Below are 18,502 nucleotides of genomic sequence, written 5' to 3'. Positions count from 1 at the left end.
CCCGAGAAGGGCCAATACTCCCCAAACTTCCATTCTCCCCCATTACTGGGAAATGGAATGTATAGAGTGGCTCACTTTTGAAGTGATCACTATGGCTCAATTTAATATTGACAAAAACATTAGAAGAGCAAAAGTTAAAAGAGGAACAGGAAAGAATAAGGGATGAGGAACAACGAAGTAAACAAGATGATGAAAAACGAAAAGCTAAGTCAAAAGCTGACGAAGAAGAAAGCCTGAAGAAAAGGGAAAGAATACAAAAACTGGACGATGAACAGGTTGAGAGGGAGATGCAAGAAAGAGCTAGAATAGCAGCCACGAGGCCTGTAGATGTTCACCCATATAGTTGGGATTATAGAACAAAAAGTAAAAATCAATATAGCAATTATGCTAATCAAAAAACTTCTACTGGATCAAAGTTAGAAAAGACAGAAGATAAAATAGATAAAAAGAAAAGAGAAGACTTGCTAGAATTGCTGTTGTCTCAACTTATAAAAGGGGAGCTCTATATCGATGGAGATTCACGGAATTGGCGAAGAGTACTTTTGAAGTGGATAAAGAAAAATCAAACAGACGGTACTTTAGTAGTTTCGTTACAAAACATTATAGACTATATGAAAAATTCAGGGATATCTTTTAATCAGAATGACAGCATTGTTAAGTATCCAATAAAGGATTTTTTCGAACTGTATGTCAGAATCTCAAAGTCAGAATTAAAGAGAAAGATTGAATTAAGCATTCAAGATTAAAATAGGAGGCTTCAAATGGATGTAGAACAGAGAATATCCTCTAAACAAAAAGGCGACGTTACAGAAAGTAGAGTTGTAGAGTTAGTTACTTTAGGCTCGGTGGGACAATTGACATGTTATACACCAACGTCGGATGATGATGGAATTGATCTAATTATTAATAAAAAGGGAGATTTCAAACCTATCTTTATTCAAGTCAAAAGTAGATTTAAATTAGCTAAGGGAAGACAGTTTATCCAAAATGTAGGTTTATCTACATTTAAAAGCCATAAATCCTTTTACATCATATTCATTTATTTTAATGAAAATACCTTTGAAGTCGAGTGTGTATGGCTAATCCCATCTGTGGATTTTGAGCGAATAGCATACTTAAAAAAGAGCGGTAAAAATTATAAATCTTTTTATAGATTTGCTGCTAATCCTCTTACGGATACAAATCAATGGTCTAAGTTTAGAATCCCTAAAGAGGGATTAGGACAAGAATTACTTCAGATAATGGATTCTGATTCAAAAGGGGAAAAGCAAAGCATCCCTGATATTGTCAGCACGGTGTAAGATAGATAAGGGTAAAGTGAGGGTACAGTAGAAATTGGAAATGTGTTTGTAATATAAAGATCTTGTCATCACCCGTCTTTTGTCGGGCAATGTCTGGAGGTGCAGGAGAAGCAAAGAACGGCCACTGCTTTTCCGTGCAATTGATCTGCTTAAAGAATAAGAATTACGCTTAACGGTTGATTGGGAAACAATATAAGGAGTGTTTTACAATGGCAAAGAATCTAAAAAAATTTACTTATACACCACCTGTAAACGGATATCCAGAGTGGAACAATAATCCTGATATTTTTGCATTGAACCGTAGATCAGCACATGCTACATTGATGTCTTACCCAAATGTTGACATGGCACTAAAAGGAGACCGGACATCATCTCCATTCTATCAATCTTTAAATGGTGAATGGCAGTTTAATTGGGTCAGTGAGCCAACTCAGCGCGTAAAGAATTTTTATAAAACTGATTATGATCATGATGGTTGGAATGTGATTACGGTACCGAGCCATTGGCAACTTCAAGGATATGACTATCCACAATATACGAATACAACTTATCCTTGGGTAGAAAAAGAGGATATTAAGCCACCATTTGCACCAACGAATTATAATCCGGTCGGTCAATATGTACGCAAATTTGATGTTAATCAAGATTGGATAGACTGTCCGGTTTATTTGAATTTCCAGGGTGTTGAATCAGCTTTTTATGTTTGGGTTAATGGTGACTTTGTTGGTTATAGTGAGGATACGTTTACTCCGGCTGAGTTCGACTTAACCCCGTATGTAGTTGAAGGTGAAAATAAACTAGCGGTTGAAGTGTACCGTTGGAGTGATGCGAGCTGGCTTGAGGATCAAGATTTCTGGCGTTTAAGTGGTATTTTTCGAGATGTTTATTTATACGCGACGCCGAAACAACATATTAGTGATTTTTTCGTAAAGCCTGTACTTGATGATGATTATCTAGACGCAGAGCTGACAGTTGATGTTAAAGTGCATGATTATTTTCAGACTGGTGACTTAATTGAGCTAAAGGCTATGCTCTACGATCAGGAAGAAAAAGCTGTTCTTAATAAACCGATGTCAGCAATGGTTGATTTTTCTGGTAAAGAAGTCATGGATGTTGGCATAATGACTAATTTATCGAATCCACTGAAATGGAGTGCAGAGGATCCAAATTTGTACACGTTAGTGTTAAGTTTAGAAAATCAAAATGGTGAAGTTATTGAGACAGCAAGTTGTCGGGTAGGATTCCGCAGATTTGAATTAAAAGATGGGTTAATGCAAATTAATGGGAAGCGGATTGTTTTTAAAGGAACAAATCGTCATGAGTTCGCTTCAGATAAAGGGCGTGCTATCACACGTGAGGATATGGTCCATGATATTAAACTGATGAAACAGCACAATATAAATGCGGTTCGGACGTCACACTATCCAAATAATCCGGTTTGGTATGAACTTTGTGATGAATACGGCCTATATGTAATTGATGAAACGAATTTAGAAACACATGGAACTTGGGAATACGGTCAAGATGGACTTAAGGAGACTGTTCCCGGAAGTCGGCCGGAGTGGACGAACAATGTTCTTGATCGATGTAACTCGATGTTTCAACGTGATAAAAATCATCCATCCATTGTGATTTGGTCTCTCGGTAATGAATCATTCGGCGGTGATAACTTTTTAAAGATGCATGACTTTTTCGTTAAGAATGATCCGTCACGTCTCGTTCATTATGAAGGTGTTTTTCATTATCGTGAGTCTGAACGGGCATCTGATATGGAGAGTACGATGTACATTTCGCCTGAAGGTGTTGAACGTTATGCAAAGATGGCAACAGAAGGAACGAAGCCTTATATTTTATGCGAGTATAGTCATGCCATGGGTAACTCACTTGGTAACTTCTATAAATATACGGAGCTATTTGATCAGTACCCAATCTTACAAGGGGGATTCATTTGGGATTGGAAGGATCAATCACTTTTAACGGAAACTTCAGATGGTACACCTTACCTAGCTTATGGCGGTGATTTTGGTGAGTCTCCACATGATGGTAACTTTGCTGGAAATGGATTGATCTTTGGTGATGGACAGGTGAGTCCAAAGTTGTATGAAGTAAAACGTTGTTATCAAAATATCAAATTTAGATCTGTTAATTTGGCAAAAGGTGAGATTGAGATAACAAACAACTATTTATTTACCAATCTTAGTAACTATCAATTAAATTGGTCCGTTACTCGAAACGGTGAGGTAGTCGAATCAGGTAAAACAAATGTGGCATTAGCACCAGGTGATACGAAAACGATGAGGCTCGATTACACTTTACCAATGGCTGATAATCAAGAGGATGAATATATCGTGACCGTTAGTTTTTCTGAAAAGCTGGATCAGTTGTGGTGTAAAGCTGGGCATGAAATTGCTTTTAATCAGTTTATTTTACCGACAAAAGCACCAAAATTGCGAGAAAAGACGACAGATACTGGAGCAATTTCGGTTGAAGTGAAGGCGAATCGACTTGAGGTATTTGGTGACGGCTTTACGGTTGGGTTTGATAAGGACTCAGGAAGACTATCCTCTTATCAAATTGATGGTATTGAGCTTGTTAAAGAAGCCTTAACCCCAAACTTCTGGAGAGCGATGACGGATAATGATCGCGGTAATGGCCTCGATATGCGCAGTCGTGTTTGGAGAGAGGCAAATGATGCACGTGAGCTTATTCAATTTGATTACCAGGTATTATCGGATTCAATTGAAGTTACAACACTATTTTTATATGAAACACTCAATCATTCTCAAGTTAAATTGAAGTTTGTTATTAGTAGTACAGGAGAAGTAACAGTCGATTATGTATTGATACCAGGTGAGGATCTGCCAGAGATTCCAGAGATCGGTTTAATGCTGACAATGCCTAAGTCTTTTGATAGGTTAAGTTGGTATGGAAAAGGGCCACATGAATCGTATTGGGATAAACAGAGGAGTGCGAAGATAGCGCGTTATGAAGGATATGTCCGTGATCAATATGTGCCGTATTTGAAACCGCAAGAGTGTGGTAATAAAGTAGGGGTACGTACTGCAGATCTTGTTAATGTAGATGGTGTAGGTTTAACTATTAAGGGATTGCCAACGGTAGAATTGAATGCTTTACCTTATACACCAAAAGAACTTGAAGCAGCAGGTCATGGCTATGCGTTACCTGAAACTGATCATACAGTCCTACGTATTAATCACGCTCAAATGGGAGTTGGTGGTGACGACAGTTGGGGACAACGTACACATAAAGACTTCACCCTGTTTGCGAACCGAATATATAGTTACCGCTTTACTATCGGTGCCTGTCTATAGGTGCCTGTCACTACCCGGTATTTGTCAATTTATGTCGAAGGTTGAAGCGGGTGTTTCTACCTCTACTTTTTTTAAATAATTTTTAACTAATACAATAATAGGAGAAAGTCACTAACGTCATTTTTTTTGTAAAAAGCAGAAAACTAACTAAAAGAAGGATCAAAATTTTGAAGGATATGAGTTGTTAATCGCGAATATGTTAAGAAGATAGGATAATAATTTCCGGATCATTTTGTTGCTCCAACTTAAAGCTCTGGAAATTATTAATTCTAGAGGATTAACTTTTAACGTGATACCAAAACATGTACGAGGAGGATTATTGTGAAAAGAGATATAGATGCTCTAATAGAACAAATGACCTTGGAAGAAAAAGTAGGTATGTGCTCTGGATTAGATTTTTGGTACTTAAAAGGAGTGGAACGTCTAGGCATTCCATCAATTATGGTTACAGATGGTCCACATGGCCTGCGTAAACAAGCGCAAGATGCTGATCATTTGGGGTTAAGTAATAGTGTGCCGGCAACTTGTTTTCCTTCAGCAGTTGGTTTAGCAAGTTCTTGGGATCGTCAGTTAATTGAAAAAGTAGGTGTTGCCTTAGGAGAAGAAGCGCAAGCAGAAAAAGTAGGAGTTCTGCTAGGACCTGGTGCAAATATCAAGCGTTCACCGCTATGCGGAAGGAATTTTGAATATTTCTCTGAAGATCCGTACCTTTCTTCTGAAATCGCTGCAAGTCATATTAAAGGTGTCCAAAGTCAGGGAGTAGGAACATCATTAAAGCATTTCGCAGTTAATAACCAGGAACACCGTAGAATGACAACAGATGCTATTGTTGATGAACGTACATTAAGAGAAATCTATCTTGCTAGCTTTGAAAATGCAGTGAAAAAGTCAGAGCCTTGGACGGTTATGTGTTCTTATAACAAGGTGAACGGCGAATTTGCTGCTGAAAATAAGACACTGCTAACCGATATTCTACGAGATGAGTGGGGATTTGAAGGCTTTGTAGTATCTGACTGGGGTGCAGTGAACGAGCGTGTAGATGGATTAGAAGCTGGATTGGAATTAGAAATGCCTGCAAGCTTTGGCTTAGGTGATGGAAAAATACTTGAAGCAGTTAAAAGCGGAAAACTATCTGTAGAAAAACTGGATAGAGCTGTAGCTAGATTATTACGGATTATCTTTATGGCGTTTGATAACCAAAAAGAAAATGCTAGCTATGATAAGGATGACCATCACCAGCTTGCTAAGCAAGTAGCGAGTGAAGGGATGGTACTTTTAAAGAACGAAGATGAAATTCTACCACTTGCTAAAGATAAAAATGTGGCAGTAATAGGTTCTTTTGCAACACAACCTAGATATCAGGGTGGTGGTAGTTCACACATTAACCCTACAAAACTAGATGATATCTATGAGGAAATGAAGCAAACTGCTAATGAAGAAGTAACGATTGCTTATGCACAAGGTTATCACTTAAATAATGATGAAGTAGATGATCAACTGATCGAGGAAGCTAAAAAAGTAGCGATAGAATCGGAAGTAGCTGTTCTTTTTGTTGGGTTACCTGATCGATACGAATCAGAAGGATATGACAGAACGCATATGCATATTCCTGAGAATCAGCAACATCTAATTGAAGCGGTAGCAAAAGTACAACCAAATCTAGTTGTCGTTTTAAGTAATGGTGCACCAATTGAAATGCCTTGGCTTCCTCATGTGAAAGGACTTCTAGAAGGATATTTAGGAGGACAAGCATTAGGAGGAGCAATTGCAGAGCTACTTTATGGTGATGTGAATCCGAGTGGTAAACTGGCAGAAACCTTCCCTGTAAAACTTAGTGATAACCCATCTTATCTATATTTCCCTGGTGAAGGAGATCGGGTAGAGTACAGAGAGGGATTGTTTGTTGGCTATCGTTACTATGACACAAAAGAGTTACAACCGTTATTCCCATTTGGTTATGGACTCAGCTATACAAGTTTTGAATATAGTAATCTAACGATAACTAATAGAAAGATTCAAGATACAGATTCAGTAACTGTAAATGTAACAGTGAAGAATACTGGAAGCATAACCGGAAAAGAAATTGTTCAGTTGTATGTCAATGATGTCGAGAGTATGGTAGCTCGACCAGAAAAAGAATTAAAGGGATTTGAAAAAGTAGAGCTTGACCCAGGAGAAGAAAAAGTTGTTACTTTCACTTTAGATAAGCGATCTTTTGCTTATTATAATGTAGAAATGAAGGATTGGCATGTAGAAACAGGGGAGTTTGCTATTTTAGTAGGAAAGTCATCACGGGATATTGTTTTAAAAGATACCCTTAAGGTGACATCTACAACATCGATCACTCCAGTCGTTGATAGAAACACAACAGTAGGTGATTTGTTAGCCGACCCAGACTTGGCACCAGTTGCAATAGAATTCCAAAAAGAAATGAATAAAAATAACCCGCTATTAGAAGCTGCTCAAGATAATGAAGAAACTGGCGAAATGATGGAAGCAATGATGAAGTATATCCCATTACGCGCCATAGCAAACTTTAGCATGGGTAACTTCACAGAAGAAATGCTACAAGACCTAATCAAGAAATTGAATGACGCACGTCGTTAGGTGCCTGTTCTTGAGTGCGGTGCCTGTCACTTCCCGGTATTTGTCATAATATGTCGAGGCGGATTTAGAATTTGCGATTTCAGAATAAATATAAGAAGCAGTACTGTCTTCGGATAGTACTGCTTTATTTATTAGTGATTTAATCATCTTTACATAAACAGAAGAAGGCACAACAAGCAGAAAAAAATCCGCTAGTTGTGCCTTCTTTCTCACAAAACTTCCGATTGTTCCCTAAAAGAACCGTCCACTGCTTCCATCTTTGAATTACTTCGTATTTTTCGGTCCTTTTTCCTGTAATTGAACTTCATATGAAAAGTCAACTGGATTGTTGCTTCCTTCTGGTGCTGCATACCATGTTGTCATGTATGTTGTACCTGCTTTAAACATGTTGCGTAATGTTAGGTTATCTTGCTCTGTCATGTTAAATGGATCTACATGGAATACTTGGTATTTACCATGCTTATCCTCGTTGACAAATGTAACGGAGTAGTCAACATAGTCGCCGGCTAATTGTGCTTTAGACTGGAATGAGTCTACGCTTGATCCGTCGTAGCTCAAACCAATTTCAGGTACTTCAATATTATCTACAAACCAACCAGTTTCATTGTATCCCCAGTCAGTTAAGTAACGGAATGAGATATGGATGTTTTGACCAGCATATGCAGAAAGATCAAAGCTTTCTTGTTGCCATTCGTCATAGTGGCCAGTAAAACCAGGAACATTTTCTTTAATCGTAGGATAGCCCTCTTCAACCACTTCTGATGTTGTATTTTCATTAGCTAAGCTTATCCAAGACTGGCCGCCATCTGTAGAAACTTGAACAACACCAAAGTCCCAGTGTTCTTCGATATCTATAAAGTTATCAAAACTTAGTGTTGCTTCTGAGACATTCGTTAAATCAGCTTCGAAAATAAGGTTGTGATCAACTTCATCACCATTGCCACCCCAATAAACTTCTTCTTCAGAGCCAAGTGGATCAGCTACTGTTTCCCAAGATAAAGGTAAGAAGTCAGTTCCTTCAAATGTAACATCTACAATTTTTTCATCAAAGTCAAATATTTTGTAGTCTGCGCCCCAAGCAGGAACACCGTCTTTTTCATATTGCTTTGCTTTTTCCAAATTAACTGTCATTCCACGTTGTTTACCGTCTTCTACAGGAAGTTCACGTAAGTTAATTGTCTCAAAGCCGTATTGACCTTTTTGCTCTTTAACATTTTGACCTTCATCAATAAGTAAAGCGGTGATGAATTTTTCATAAACGCTTTGGAAGTCCTCATTAATACCATTCGCTTCATATGCTGCATTGAAGCTTTCGATACCATTTAATTCACTTAATGCAACTTCACGAATGAACTCTTGCCCAAATTGCTCATAGTTATAAAGGGTAAATAGATAGACAAGGCCGTAATCAGCGATGGTTTCTGGTCCAGTTTCGGCACCAACGTGCTCATCCCAGTTAACTAAAGAGTTTTCTGGGTGATCAAGCAAGAAGTTGATAGAACCAGTACTATGGCCATATCCACCTAAGTATTCAGAGAACGTAGACATTCCTTCATTCACCCAAGTTGTTTCATCGCCATCATTATCAGCATGAATAAGGTGTTGTAACTCATGCATAGTTGTAGAGAAAAATGTACTTTCTAAACGTGTTTCCCAGCTATTTGTGTCAATAGTAATGATGTTACGGTCAATATAGTTTTCTAGTGTTTGCCAGAAAAAACCGGCTACGAAGAACGGGTAAGTAGGATCATAATATCCCTCGTCTTTTACATTATCAACGAGCATGATCACTTTGTCGCTACCTTCGTAATAACCTTCTGGTAAACCAACCATTCCAGGTAATGGAGATTGGCTTCCATCAAGTGTCTCAGGAGTACCAAAAAATGCTGTTGTTTTAGGATAAATGTTTGTATCGAACTCTTCGGTGAGCTTATCCACTTGTTCTTGAGTTACGACATCTGCAGGCCTGTCATACCCATAGTTTAAGTCGTTAGCAACCCAAATTTCTACGTTTTTACCTTCACTACGAAGTGTAAATTCCTTAAAACCTAAGTCACGATCAAGAAAAATTTTTGTACCACCATCATAAGTAAAGGTACTATCCGTACTGTCACTTTCCGAGCCCTCTGCTTCATCAAAATTCACTTCTGACGCAGCTTGTTTAATCTTATCTGCAGCCTCTTTTTGAAACTCCTCATCACTTGATTGCTTGTTTAAATCTGCAGTGATGTCTAGTATATCGCCGTACCTTTCTACGTTCCATTCCTTAGTTGTATTAGCTTCTGCAAAACTAGCAGATGGAGCTAATAGAGAAAATGATAGAGCCGTAATTGATGCCAAAGCTGTTAGTTTCTTTTTCAAATCGATGACCTCCCAAGTTATTTTTCTAAATATAAATACTTGCGCGCGCAGTATTATCTTATTACACCAAATTTTCCGAAAATTAACAATAGTTAAAAATAACCAAAGTGAATGCCGGTTATTTTAAGGGAGGGGGTTAATGGAACTAGGACATAAGTACTGGTGGTTGGGGAAGGGGGAAGCAGAGAACCGTCCCCTGCTTCTACGATACTTTCAAGCCAATGTAACGAGCATCAATATTTTTAATAACTGGTAAGTCACGAAGATCTTTGTTAAAGAAAAACCAGTAAATAGGTACTACGGCAATTCCTAAAGCGGTAGTGCCAAACACAATCTGACTTCCAATCAACTCGGTCAGCGTACCACCAATAAGTGATCCAATTGGCATAGCAATTGTATTGATGCTCATTAAGACAGAAAACACACGACCTAACAGGTTTTCTGGAATGGTTGTTTGAAGTAAAGCCGCAAAAAGTACATTCGTCATCCCGATTGGAATCCAAGCTATACCGAATAAAGCAATACTTAGAGCAGTCCATGGTGCAATTGATGAAAGAACCCACAATGCTGAACCGATACTGAAAGAAACAATAGCGAATCGACCTAACGGAAATTTTTCAGCCCACGAAGCAGATAGTGCACCTAATAGAGAACCAGCAGACAATGCGGCTAAGTAATATCCGTAAATATCAGAACCACCTAACGTATCTGCTAGAACTGGTAAGACTGCAATTGTCATCCCGACTGCAAAATTTGCTACTACGCTGCCAAGAATGATTTTCTCAAGTAAGCTACCGCGTATGAAGGATATACCCTCTTTTATCTCATCCACATAAGTGCTCATCACTTGTTTAAAAGATTTCTTTGATTTTTTGTTTAGCTTTTTTTCTTTTTGTGGAACGTTCAAGGATAGGAATAGTAATGCTGCAATAAGAAATGTAATGGAATCAATAATGTATAAAGAAACAGCACCTACTAATGCAACAAGAACTCCGGCGAGCGCATTAAAAGTTAAATCGACACCTTGATAGGCAAAAGAAAAAGCAGAGTTTCCTTTAACAAGTTGGTCTTTTGATAATATCCTTGGAAGGCTTGCTGATTGTGCAGGATACGCAACCTGGTTGACAAGCGTTGCGAGTGGCATAACAGTAAGCACAACAGATACATTTAATAACCCTAAATAATAACAAATAGGAATAATAATAATCAGAAAAAATTCAATCAGCTGTGAAATTACCAATGTCCATTTTAATTGCCATCGGTCAACAAGAGGGCCAGCTAGAAATTGGAGTGATTGAGGTAATAATGTTAAGAAGCCAGCTAGCCCTGTATAAAAAGCGGATCCTCCTAAATCGTACACAAGCCACATAGCTGCTACAGCATAAAGACTATCTCCAGCGTTGGAAACCAATCTCCCTAAAAATAAGAATAAAAAATTTTTGTTTTTGAACACACTAATCATCGTCAGCACTCTCCATTATCTTCATGATAATTAAAGTATAAATTTGATTAACCACTTATCAAACCATCCAGAACAGTAAATTAACTCAGCCCCAAGGCGGAGCGGTGCCTGTCACTTCCCGGTTTTTGTCGAAATGGAAGCGGGGTACGGTTCTCTTTGGATACAATCGGAACTTTTGCGGGAAAGAAGGCACAACTAGCGAATTTTTCTGCTCGTTGTGCTTCTTCTATTTATGTACTAAGCATACACGCAAACAGTGGGGTAATAATTCCTGTGTTTGTTACATATACCTTATTAAACTTGTTTTTAAGAAAATCCTGTTGTAATAAGACAATGTGAGCACTACGTTTTCAATATACAGTATTCAGTATATTGTGTATGACAGTACATTACTAGTATTAGTGAAATTACGATAAGAGCAACTAATAATGCAGTTAAACTTGATTAAGATTAGCAATCGATTATGTAAGCATTGCTAAGGGGAACTAAAACACAGAGTAAGAAGTGTAAAGGGAGGTAATCAAATGAATTGATAATGGTACATGATACTAAAAATTATTTTCACCTAGTACACGATCCCTAACATATAGCTAGTAAGGGATTCAAACTGTAATTTTTCTCCATTTTTTAAATATTAGGAGGTAATAAATTGAAAAAAATAATTTTATTAACGATAGTTTTTGTATTAGGTTTCGGTGTATCTTTCCTAAATACTGGATTAGCTAAAGCGAGTCAATCAACAAAACTTAGTCATGGTAGTCCTCAAATGGTGGGGATGGATAAAGATAAACTTGCTGACATTGACACCATAGTTGAAGAGGCAATTAATGATGGAACTACTCCTGGTGCAGTTATATTGGTAGCGAAAGATGGAAAAATCGTCAAGGAAAGCGCATATGGATATGCTCAAAAATATGATATGGGACAATTGTTAGAAAAACCTCTTAAAATGAAAAACAAAACTATCTTTGATTTAGCATCAGTCACAAAGGTAATGGGAACAACGCAAGGTATTATGAAATTAGTTAGTGATGGTAAATTGTCTGTTACTGATAAAGTGTCAAAACATATCCCTCAATTTTCAATGAATGGTAAAGAAGATATAACTGTTGAAGATCTATTAACTCATACATCTGGCTTAACTCCGTGGGCTCCAACTTACTTACATTATAAAAATTCAGATGAAGTCCTCGAATATATTAATAACTTACCATTAGAATATGAAACTGGAACAGACAGACGATATAGTGATTTTAGTTTTATGATGTTGGGATTTATTATTGAAGAGATTTCAGGACAACGTCTAAATGAATTTTTAGAAGAGAATATATATGCGCCTCTAAAAATGAAAGATACCATGTTTAACCCATCAGACAGTTTAGATAAAAAAATAGCCGCTACCTCTTGGGGTAACCCGTTTGAATATAAGATGGTAGATGATCCTGATTTTGGATATTATGTTGAGGAAGATGCTGATCTATTCAATAGATGGAGAAACTATACCCTGATAGGTGAAGTTAATGATGGAAATAGCTTCTATGCAAATAACGGAATAGCGGGTCATGCAGGACTATTTTCAACTGCCCGTGATTTAGCAATCCTAGGCCAGGCTATGTTGAATGGTGGGGAGTATGGCGAAGTTAGGCTTTATGATAAAAAAGTGATTGATTTGTTTACATCAAGTCATAGATTTGGTCAAGGGTATGGATGGGAGCGCAATAAAGGGTGGTACATGGGCTATCAACATTCTGCTGATACATTTGGCCACACTGGCTTTACAGGTACACAAGTTATTTTCGATCCAGGGTATAACTTGCAAATTATTGTTCTTACAAATAAGCAACATAATGGAACATTGAGCAGTGGTTCATATCCTAGTACAGGATATTTATCAAGGAGTATTGCAACTACTGTATATGAATCAATTACAGAATAATTTATTTAAAAAGTAACCTTTACTCTTTAATGTCGGTAGGGGTTACTTTCTCTTATATTTGATAATTGATAGTGTTAATCTACTAATTATTACTAAATGTTCTGGACCAGACCTTGCTGTTCGATACTCTAGAGAATGGGTGATGAGGACACTATCATTAAGGAACTTGATGTCTACAATAAAAAGATGGTCGTTCAACTATCTCCACCTGATTAAAAGAAAGCAGGTCTATTTTTAAATATTACGATAGCGCTAGGGGTACTGAACGCAAAGTATATAATTTTTCAAACAAAAACTCCACTCCTTTATGAGTCTAAAGGGTAATAATTCCTGTGTTTGTAACATATACCTTATTAAACTTGTTTTTAAGAAAAATCCTGTTGTAATAAGACAATGTGAGCGCTACGTTTTCAATATACAGTATTCTGTATATTATGTTTGGTCGTAGATTACTAGTGATTGGATGATGATGTCAATGACCTTTGAAAGAGTAAGCTTGGCAGAAAGAGAACTCGGAAAATCCGTTGTTTATATTAATAGAAAATTTAAAACTGAACTAAAAAGCACAGAGTTGCTTCACTTTGGAATAAAGGATACGAACCAGATACCGCACGAGATTATTAGAAAGCTAATCGATAACGAGAAATATCAGTGGCTGACTGTCGATAAAATGTCTGATAAAGGCAGGGGCGTTGATACGGACTTAATTAATCCATTAACATATCGGGTGATGACAGGATCTACAAGTGGAGGACCAATTAACATTTTAAAAGGAATAAATGATTTTGCTATTGGTACTGATGGTGGTGGCTCTGTATTAGCACCGGCAATAAGCTGTCAGTTACCTTCAATGATTGGTGCAGGATTGGGCTTGTTTGTAAAAAATAAAAAGGTATCTACGGATGGTTTAGAATATCGAGCAAGTATAGGTGTAATAGCAAAACGTATTGCAGCAGTAACGGAAGTAATGGAAACCATGATAGATGAGAAATTGATTGACGTAAATAAAAAACTAAGCACAGTTAAGGTAGCTATACCCAAAGATGGACCTTACATTGCTAATCAAGCAATGCGCGGCAGGGTGACCTCTTATCTAGAAAAAATTGATTGTCAAAACTATAGCATTGTAGAGGTAGACATGGAGGGCATTGAGGATCGAAAAAAAGGTATTGGAATTATTAACCATGCGTTCAATGAGCTTCATTCCGATTTAATCGTAACCACTGAAGGTCCAATCGATGTCTATGGCTATGGAGAAACGATTCAAAATCATTTTGGCATGGTTGGGAAAGAAACAACAAACAATCATGGTAAATTTCTAGTAAGAGCAGCTAATATGTGCAAAACAACAGCTATAACAGTCCCAACAGAGGAGTTGGCGACAGGAATAGTCATTTTAACGAAGCAAGGATTAGATCATTGTAAGTTAGCTATCAACCTCGCAATGGAGTTTGAAAAAGTAATTCAACTTCCAGAAGCGTGGAAACGTTACTTTATAGATAATGTCCCCCATTATAATGGCTTTAAATTGGAATCTAGTGAATAAAAGATTTTGAAAGGAATTCTAATATGTTAAGAACCTGGGAGAGCTTATACTCAAAAAATGGCTTAGCCGCCAAAAAAATTGCAAAAGAATTAATTCAAATAGATGAAGGGCAGCGCATTCCGAGAGTGGAGGATTTTGTTAACCAATTATCCATGGGTCGCGGAACCGTTCAAGGTGCATATAAGGTACTAGAAGAAATAGATGCCATTCAATTGGAATCAAGAGGACACTTAGGTACGTTCCTAAGGACTAAAAAAGTACAGCTATTAAAAGAAGTAGCAGGAATTGGTCCGTTAATGGGGGCCATGCCACTCCCATATTCTTTATTTTATGAAGGCTTAGCTACTGGTTTAATTGAGGTTTCTGAAAGCTTGATCTACCCAATCAACTTAGCCTATATGAGAGGGGCTAAACAAAGACAAGAAGCCTTAATTTCACGACGATATGATTTTGTTGTGATGTCGCAGTTGGCAGCTGAATTGGAAATGGAACATAACCGGAATCTTCAAATAGCCCTCAACCTTGGTCCGAGAACATACGTAACGAAACACCAAATCTTTATGTCAGATTCAAGCAATGATTTTATTAAATCAGGTATGAGAATTGGTGTTGACCATACATCCATAGATCAATCCAAGCTAACATTGCTCGAGTGTGAGGGTATGGATGTTGAATTGGTAGCTGTAACCTATATGCAGTTATTTGAAAAACTTGTTAACGGAGACCTTGATGCTGCCGTATGGAATTCAGATGATGCTCGGACTTTCAAGAAATTAAAACGAGTAGATTTCCGTTCTGAAAAAGCAAAAGCAATAGCAGAGAAGGCCTCTACATCTGTTGTGTTAATTGAAAAAGACAGAACGGATGTGTTGGATTATTTGTTGGAGCTTAATAAGGAAAAGGTTATAGAAATACAGCAATTAGTAATTAATCATAAAAAGATTCCGAAGTATTAAACTACCAGTTGGGAGGATATTCATATGAAACTAGAGGAGCTAGAACAACGACTTGATTTGTTAAAACAAGGCGAAATGATTAGCGACCAATCCTATAAAATTACCAAAGCAGCTTTTACTGAAACAATGAATGTATTAAAGGTAGATGATATAAAACACGGAGAAATGCTGTTCACTCATTTACCGATGTCCTTAACGAGGATAGAAAAAGGAGAAGAAGTGGGAAATCCACCATCTGAAGTGTTGGAGCAAATTGCCCAATCAAGTCATTATCCGTTAGCAAAAAAGTTGACTGCTTTTATCGAGGAATTGTGGACTAAGTCTTTACCTCAAGGAGAAAAAGACTTTTTATATATGCATTTTGCTAATGTCCTAGAAAATAACAATGGAGGTGTAAAAAGATGAAAATTGTAATTGGAGGGCAGGTTGAGAAGAAAGAAATTGAAAAATTAGTAAAGAGTATTAATCCAGCAATTGAAACAGTCATCAAATCAGATTTAGATGCAGCAATGGCAATTAAAACAGGGAAAGCAGATTACTATTTAGGCGCATGTCATACAGGAGGGGGAGGAGCCCTTGCAATGGCGATCACACTTTTAGGGGGGGATCTATGTCAAACAGTATCAATGCCAGGTAAGAAACCAAATGAAAGCGCTATCTTTAAAGCGGTGGAAAGTGGTAAAAAGGCGTATGGATTTACCGGTGATCATATGGAGACAGCAGTTCCAATGATTCTGAAAGCGTTAGAACAAAATAAAGGGTAAAGAGGAGTGTCATAATGGATATTTTATTTGTTGTCTTAATTGGTGCTATAGCTTCAGTTTTAGCAAATCTTAATATTGCTGTATTTAACGATGGGTTACGCCCAATTGTAGGGGAGCATATTGATGGTCGTCTGAAACGGAGAGAGCTTGGTTTAACTGCATTTGCAATTAGTTTTGGGTTAGTAATTGGATTTGGTATACCGTTTACGATTACTGCAAGTATTATCTTAATTCATAGTATTTTATTGGGTACTGATATTATTGGTTTAATCACTCCAAAAAACAAATGGGGTACCCCGGTAGCTGCCGCTGTTGGTGGTTTATATGGTTGGGGTTTATTAGTTGGTTTAGAAGGGTTTGTTAAGTTATTTGAATATTTACCTATTAATTTCTTAGACCCTATGGGCCAAGTTGGTACGCCAGTTGTAGTAGCGTTCACTGTATTCCCAGCTCTTGCTGTTGCGATGCAATTTAGTATTAAAAAAGGTATCTTAACATTCTTAGTTACTGCATTAGTAAGACAATTAGCTGTATTTTTTAACGAGCAAGGATTCTTATCTTTAGGTGGTAATACAATTACCCTTAACCAAGAAGGTATGGCATTAATTGCTGGTATGATCTTTTTATTCACTTTTGCGATGAGAGAAAAACAGGAAGAGGGAAGCTCAGTGGATTTAGCTTCCTTATTTAGTGATAAAGTTAAGTCAATTCAAAAAAATGTACCGTTCTTTATGATCCTTGGTGGTTTAATTGCTGGTGCTACTAATCTAGCAGTAATGGCTGGGGATCCAATTTCACTCAGCTTACTTGCAGAAGGAAAAGTATCAGAAGCAGGTTTGGCTGCAGCAGCAAGAGCAATCGGTTTTGTTCCTTTAATAGCTAGTACTGCTATTGCAACAGGTGTTTATAGCCCGGTAGGTTTCACCCTAATCTTTGTAGTAGGATTTTTCTCACCAAATGTATGGGTTGCACTAATCATAGGTGCTATCGTTATTTTTCTAGAAGTTATGCTTTTAGGTGTAATTGCTAGATTCTTAGATAAATATCCAGGAGTAAGAAATTCTGGGGAGAACATCCGTAGTGCAATGACAAAAATCCTTGAAGTTGCTCTATTAATTGGTGGTGCTAATGCAGCTAATATGATCATTCCAGGGTTGGGCTTATTCTTTATTGCTGGATTCTACTTGATAAATGAGATTGCTGGGCGCCCAATTGTAAGAATGGCAGTTGGACCAGTTGGAGCTATCGCTGTTGGTATCATTGCCAATATCTTGGCTGTACTTGGAATCATGTAAATATTTGAATAACAAGGAGTTCATATAATGATACAGACAGTAAAAGGAAAAATAAGCAAATCGGAGTTTGGTGTCTGTGCGGCACATGAACATCTATCAATTGACCTATCAAGGATTAAAAATGATCCAGATACCATTCTAGATGATGAACCAGGTATGGAATCAGAGCTTGATTACTTTTATCATGCTGGTGGTCGTTCCATGGTGGAATTAACCAATGAAGGAATGGGCAGGGATGCAAAACGATTAAAACGATTAAGTGAAGCTAGTGGTGTTCATATCGTCACCTGTACTGGATTTTATAAGGATCCCTTTATTCCTGACTATGCACAGGGTTGGGATCAAGACCAGTTTGCTAACTATTTTGTTAAAGAAATAAAAGAAGGTATCGATGGTACGGATATTTTTCCAGGTGTTATTGGTGAAGTTGGAACTAGTTTAAATGAAATTAAACTAGTTGAACGAGAATTGATATTAGGCGCTGGTAAAGCAGCATTAGAAACTGGATTAACAGTTTCGACACATACAACGTTAGGTACAATGGGTAGCAAGCAAGTAGAGATGCTTTTTGGATTAGGACTTAAAAAAGAACAAATTCTAATTGGACATCAGGATTTGAACAGTAATAAACAGGAAGTCCTAGATGTGCTTGAATCAGGTGTTTATATTGGGTTTGATACAATTGGAAAAAATAATTACCGACCAGATGAAGATCGAGTATCTTTCTTGTTAGATTTTATTGAGAAAGGCTTCCATAAACAGATTGTATTATCTGCTGATTTAACAAGAAAATCTCATTGGAGAAAACATGGTGGACTGGGGTATGATTTAGTATTAAATCAATTTATCCCAGTTTTAAAACAGCGTGGTGTTTCTAATCAAATCATTGAAGATTTACTTGTTCATAATCCAGCAAATGCCTTTGAAATAAAGGAGATTTAA

Annotated in this window: 13 protein-coding genes; 11 read left to right on the top strand and 2 right to left on the bottom strand. The window is 37.3% G+C overall.

Going from position 1 to position 18,502, the window contains the following annotated elements; genetic code table 11:
• Positions 1-107 precede the first annotated feature (107 nt).
• The 4 genes from D2K40_RS12655 (at position 108) to D2K40_RS12640 (ending at position 7,240) form a co-directional block, all read left to right on the top strand.
• Positions 108-746 carry a hypothetical protein gene (locus tag D2K40_RS12655; protein ID WP_117156507.1) on the top strand — a complete coding sequence of 213 codons (639 nt, stop codon included), beginning with the start codon at positions 108-110 and terminating at the stop codon, positions 744-746.
• Between the two features lie 15 nt (positions 747-761).
• Complete coding sequence (locus D2K40_RS12650; RefSeq protein WP_117156505.1) at positions 762-1,301, top strand: PDDEXK-like family protein; 540 nt, start codon at positions 762-764, stop codon at positions 1,299-1,301.
• Positions 1,302-1,510: 209 nt separating this feature from the next.
• Positions 1,511-4,633, top strand: coding sequence for a beta-galactosidase, LacZ type (gene lacZ / locus D2K40_RS12645; RefSeq protein WP_117156503.1), 3,123 nt, complete (start codon positions 1,511-1,513; stop codon positions 4,631-4,633).
• Between the two features lie 321 nt (positions 4,634-4,954).
• Positions 4,955-7,240: a glycoside hydrolase family 3 C-terminal domain-containing protein gene (locus D2K40_RS12640; RefSeq protein ID WP_117156501.1), complete on the top strand. Its 2,286-nt coding sequence runs from the start codon at positions 4,955-4,957 to the stop codon at positions 7,238-7,240.
• 264 nt (positions 7,241-7,504) lie between these two features.
• Here the strand turns inward: D2K40_RS12640 and D2K40_RS12635 are convergent, their stop codons facing one another.
• Positions 7,505-9,601, bottom strand: coding sequence for a choice-of-anchor J domain-containing protein (locus D2K40_RS12635; RefSeq protein WP_117156500.1), 2,097 nt, complete (start codon positions 9,599-9,601; stop codon positions 7,505-7,507).
• Positions 9,602-9,803: 202 nt separating this feature from the next.
• Positions 9,804-11,060, bottom strand: coding sequence for an MFS transporter (locus tag D2K40_RS12630; protein ID WP_373285580.1), 1,257 nt, complete (start codon positions 11,058-11,060; stop codon positions 9,804-9,806).
• Between the two features lie 652 nt (positions 11,061-11,712).
• Here D2K40_RS12630 and D2K40_RS12625 point away from each other — a divergent pair.
• The 7 genes from D2K40_RS12625 to D2K40_RS12595 all read left to right on the top strand — a co-directional run bounded on the left by D2K40_RS12625 (position 11,713) and on the right by D2K40_RS12595 (position 18,502).
• Positions 11,713-12,999 (top strand): serine hydrolase, encoded by a 1,287-nt coding sequence (locus D2K40_RS12625; protein ID WP_229666762.1) that lies wholly within the window; start codon positions 11,713-11,715, stop codon positions 12,997-12,999.
• A gap of 475 nt (positions 13,000-13,474) precedes the next feature.
• Complete coding sequence (locus D2K40_RS12620; RefSeq protein WP_162879218.1) at positions 13,475-14,545, top strand: amidase; 1,071 nt, start codon at positions 13,475-13,477, stop codon at positions 14,543-14,545.
• Between the two features lie 23 nt (positions 14,546-14,568).
• Positions 14,569-15,501, top strand: coding sequence for a GntR family transcriptional regulator YhfZ (gene yhfZ / locus D2K40_RS12615; protein ID WP_117156494.1), 933 nt, complete (start codon positions 14,569-14,571; stop codon positions 15,499-15,501).
• 24 nt (positions 15,502-15,525) lie between these two features.
• Complete coding sequence (locus D2K40_RS12610; RefSeq protein WP_117156492.1) at positions 15,526-15,906, top strand: PRD domain-containing protein; 381 nt, start codon at positions 15,526-15,528, stop codon at positions 15,904-15,906.
• Positions 15,903-16,265 (top strand): DUF2620 domain-containing protein, encoded by a 363-nt coding sequence (locus D2K40_RS12605; RefSeq protein ID WP_117156490.1) that lies wholly within the window; start codon positions 15,903-15,905, stop codon positions 16,263-16,265. Before D2K40_RS12610 ends, D2K40_RS12605 begins: the two co-directional genes overlap by 4 nt.
• Positions 16,266-16,279: 14 nt before the next feature.
• Positions 16,280-17,560, top strand: a complete 1,281-nt coding sequence (locus D2K40_RS12600) for a YhfT family protein (RefSeq protein ID WP_117156487.1) — start codon at positions 16,280-16,282, stop codon at positions 17,558-17,560.
• 27 nt (positions 17,561-17,587) lie between these two features.
• Complete coding sequence (locus D2K40_RS12595; RefSeq protein ID WP_117156485.1) at positions 17,588-18,502, top strand: phosphotriesterase family protein; 915 nt, start codon at positions 17,588-17,590, stop codon at positions 18,500-18,502.

The organism is Paraliobacillus quinghaiensis (genome assembly GCF_003426025.1).
GTDB lineage: Bacteria > Bacillota > Bacilli > Bacillales > Amphibacillaceae > Paraliobacillus_A > Paraliobacillus_A quinghaiensis.
This window is presented reverse-complemented; position numbering and strand designations above follow the sequence as displayed.

Coding starts and splice junctions, on each gene's coding strand:
- D2K40_RS12595 (WP_117156485.1), top strand. CDS start 17,588: ATGATACAGACAGTAAAAGGAAAAATAAGCAAATCGGAGTTTGGTGTC.
- yhfZ (WP_117156494.1), top strand. CDS start 14,569: ATGTTAAGAACCTGGGAGAGCTTATACTCAAAAAATGGCTTAGCCGCC.
- D2K40_RS12600 (WP_117156487.1), top strand. CDS start 16,280: ATGGATATTTTATTTGTTGTCTTAATTGGTGCTATAGCTTCAGTTTTA.
- D2K40_RS12650 (WP_117156505.1), top strand. CDS start 762: ATGGATGTAGAACAGAGAATATCCTCTAAACAAAAAGGCGACGTTACA.
- D2K40_RS12610 (WP_117156492.1), top strand. CDS start 15,526: ATGAAACTAGAGGAGCTAGAACAACGACTTGATTTGTTAAAACAAGGC.
- lacZ (WP_117156503.1), top strand. CDS start 1,511: ATGGCAAAGAATCTAAAAAAATTTACTTATACACCACCTGTAAACGGA.
- D2K40_RS12605 (WP_117156490.1), top strand. CDS start 15,903: ATGAAAATTGTAATTGGAGGGCAGGTTGAGAAGAAAGAAATTGAAAAA.
- D2K40_RS12620 (WP_162879218.1), top strand. CDS start 13,475: ATGACCTTTGAAAGAGTAAGCTTGGCAGAAAGAGAACTCGGAAAATCC.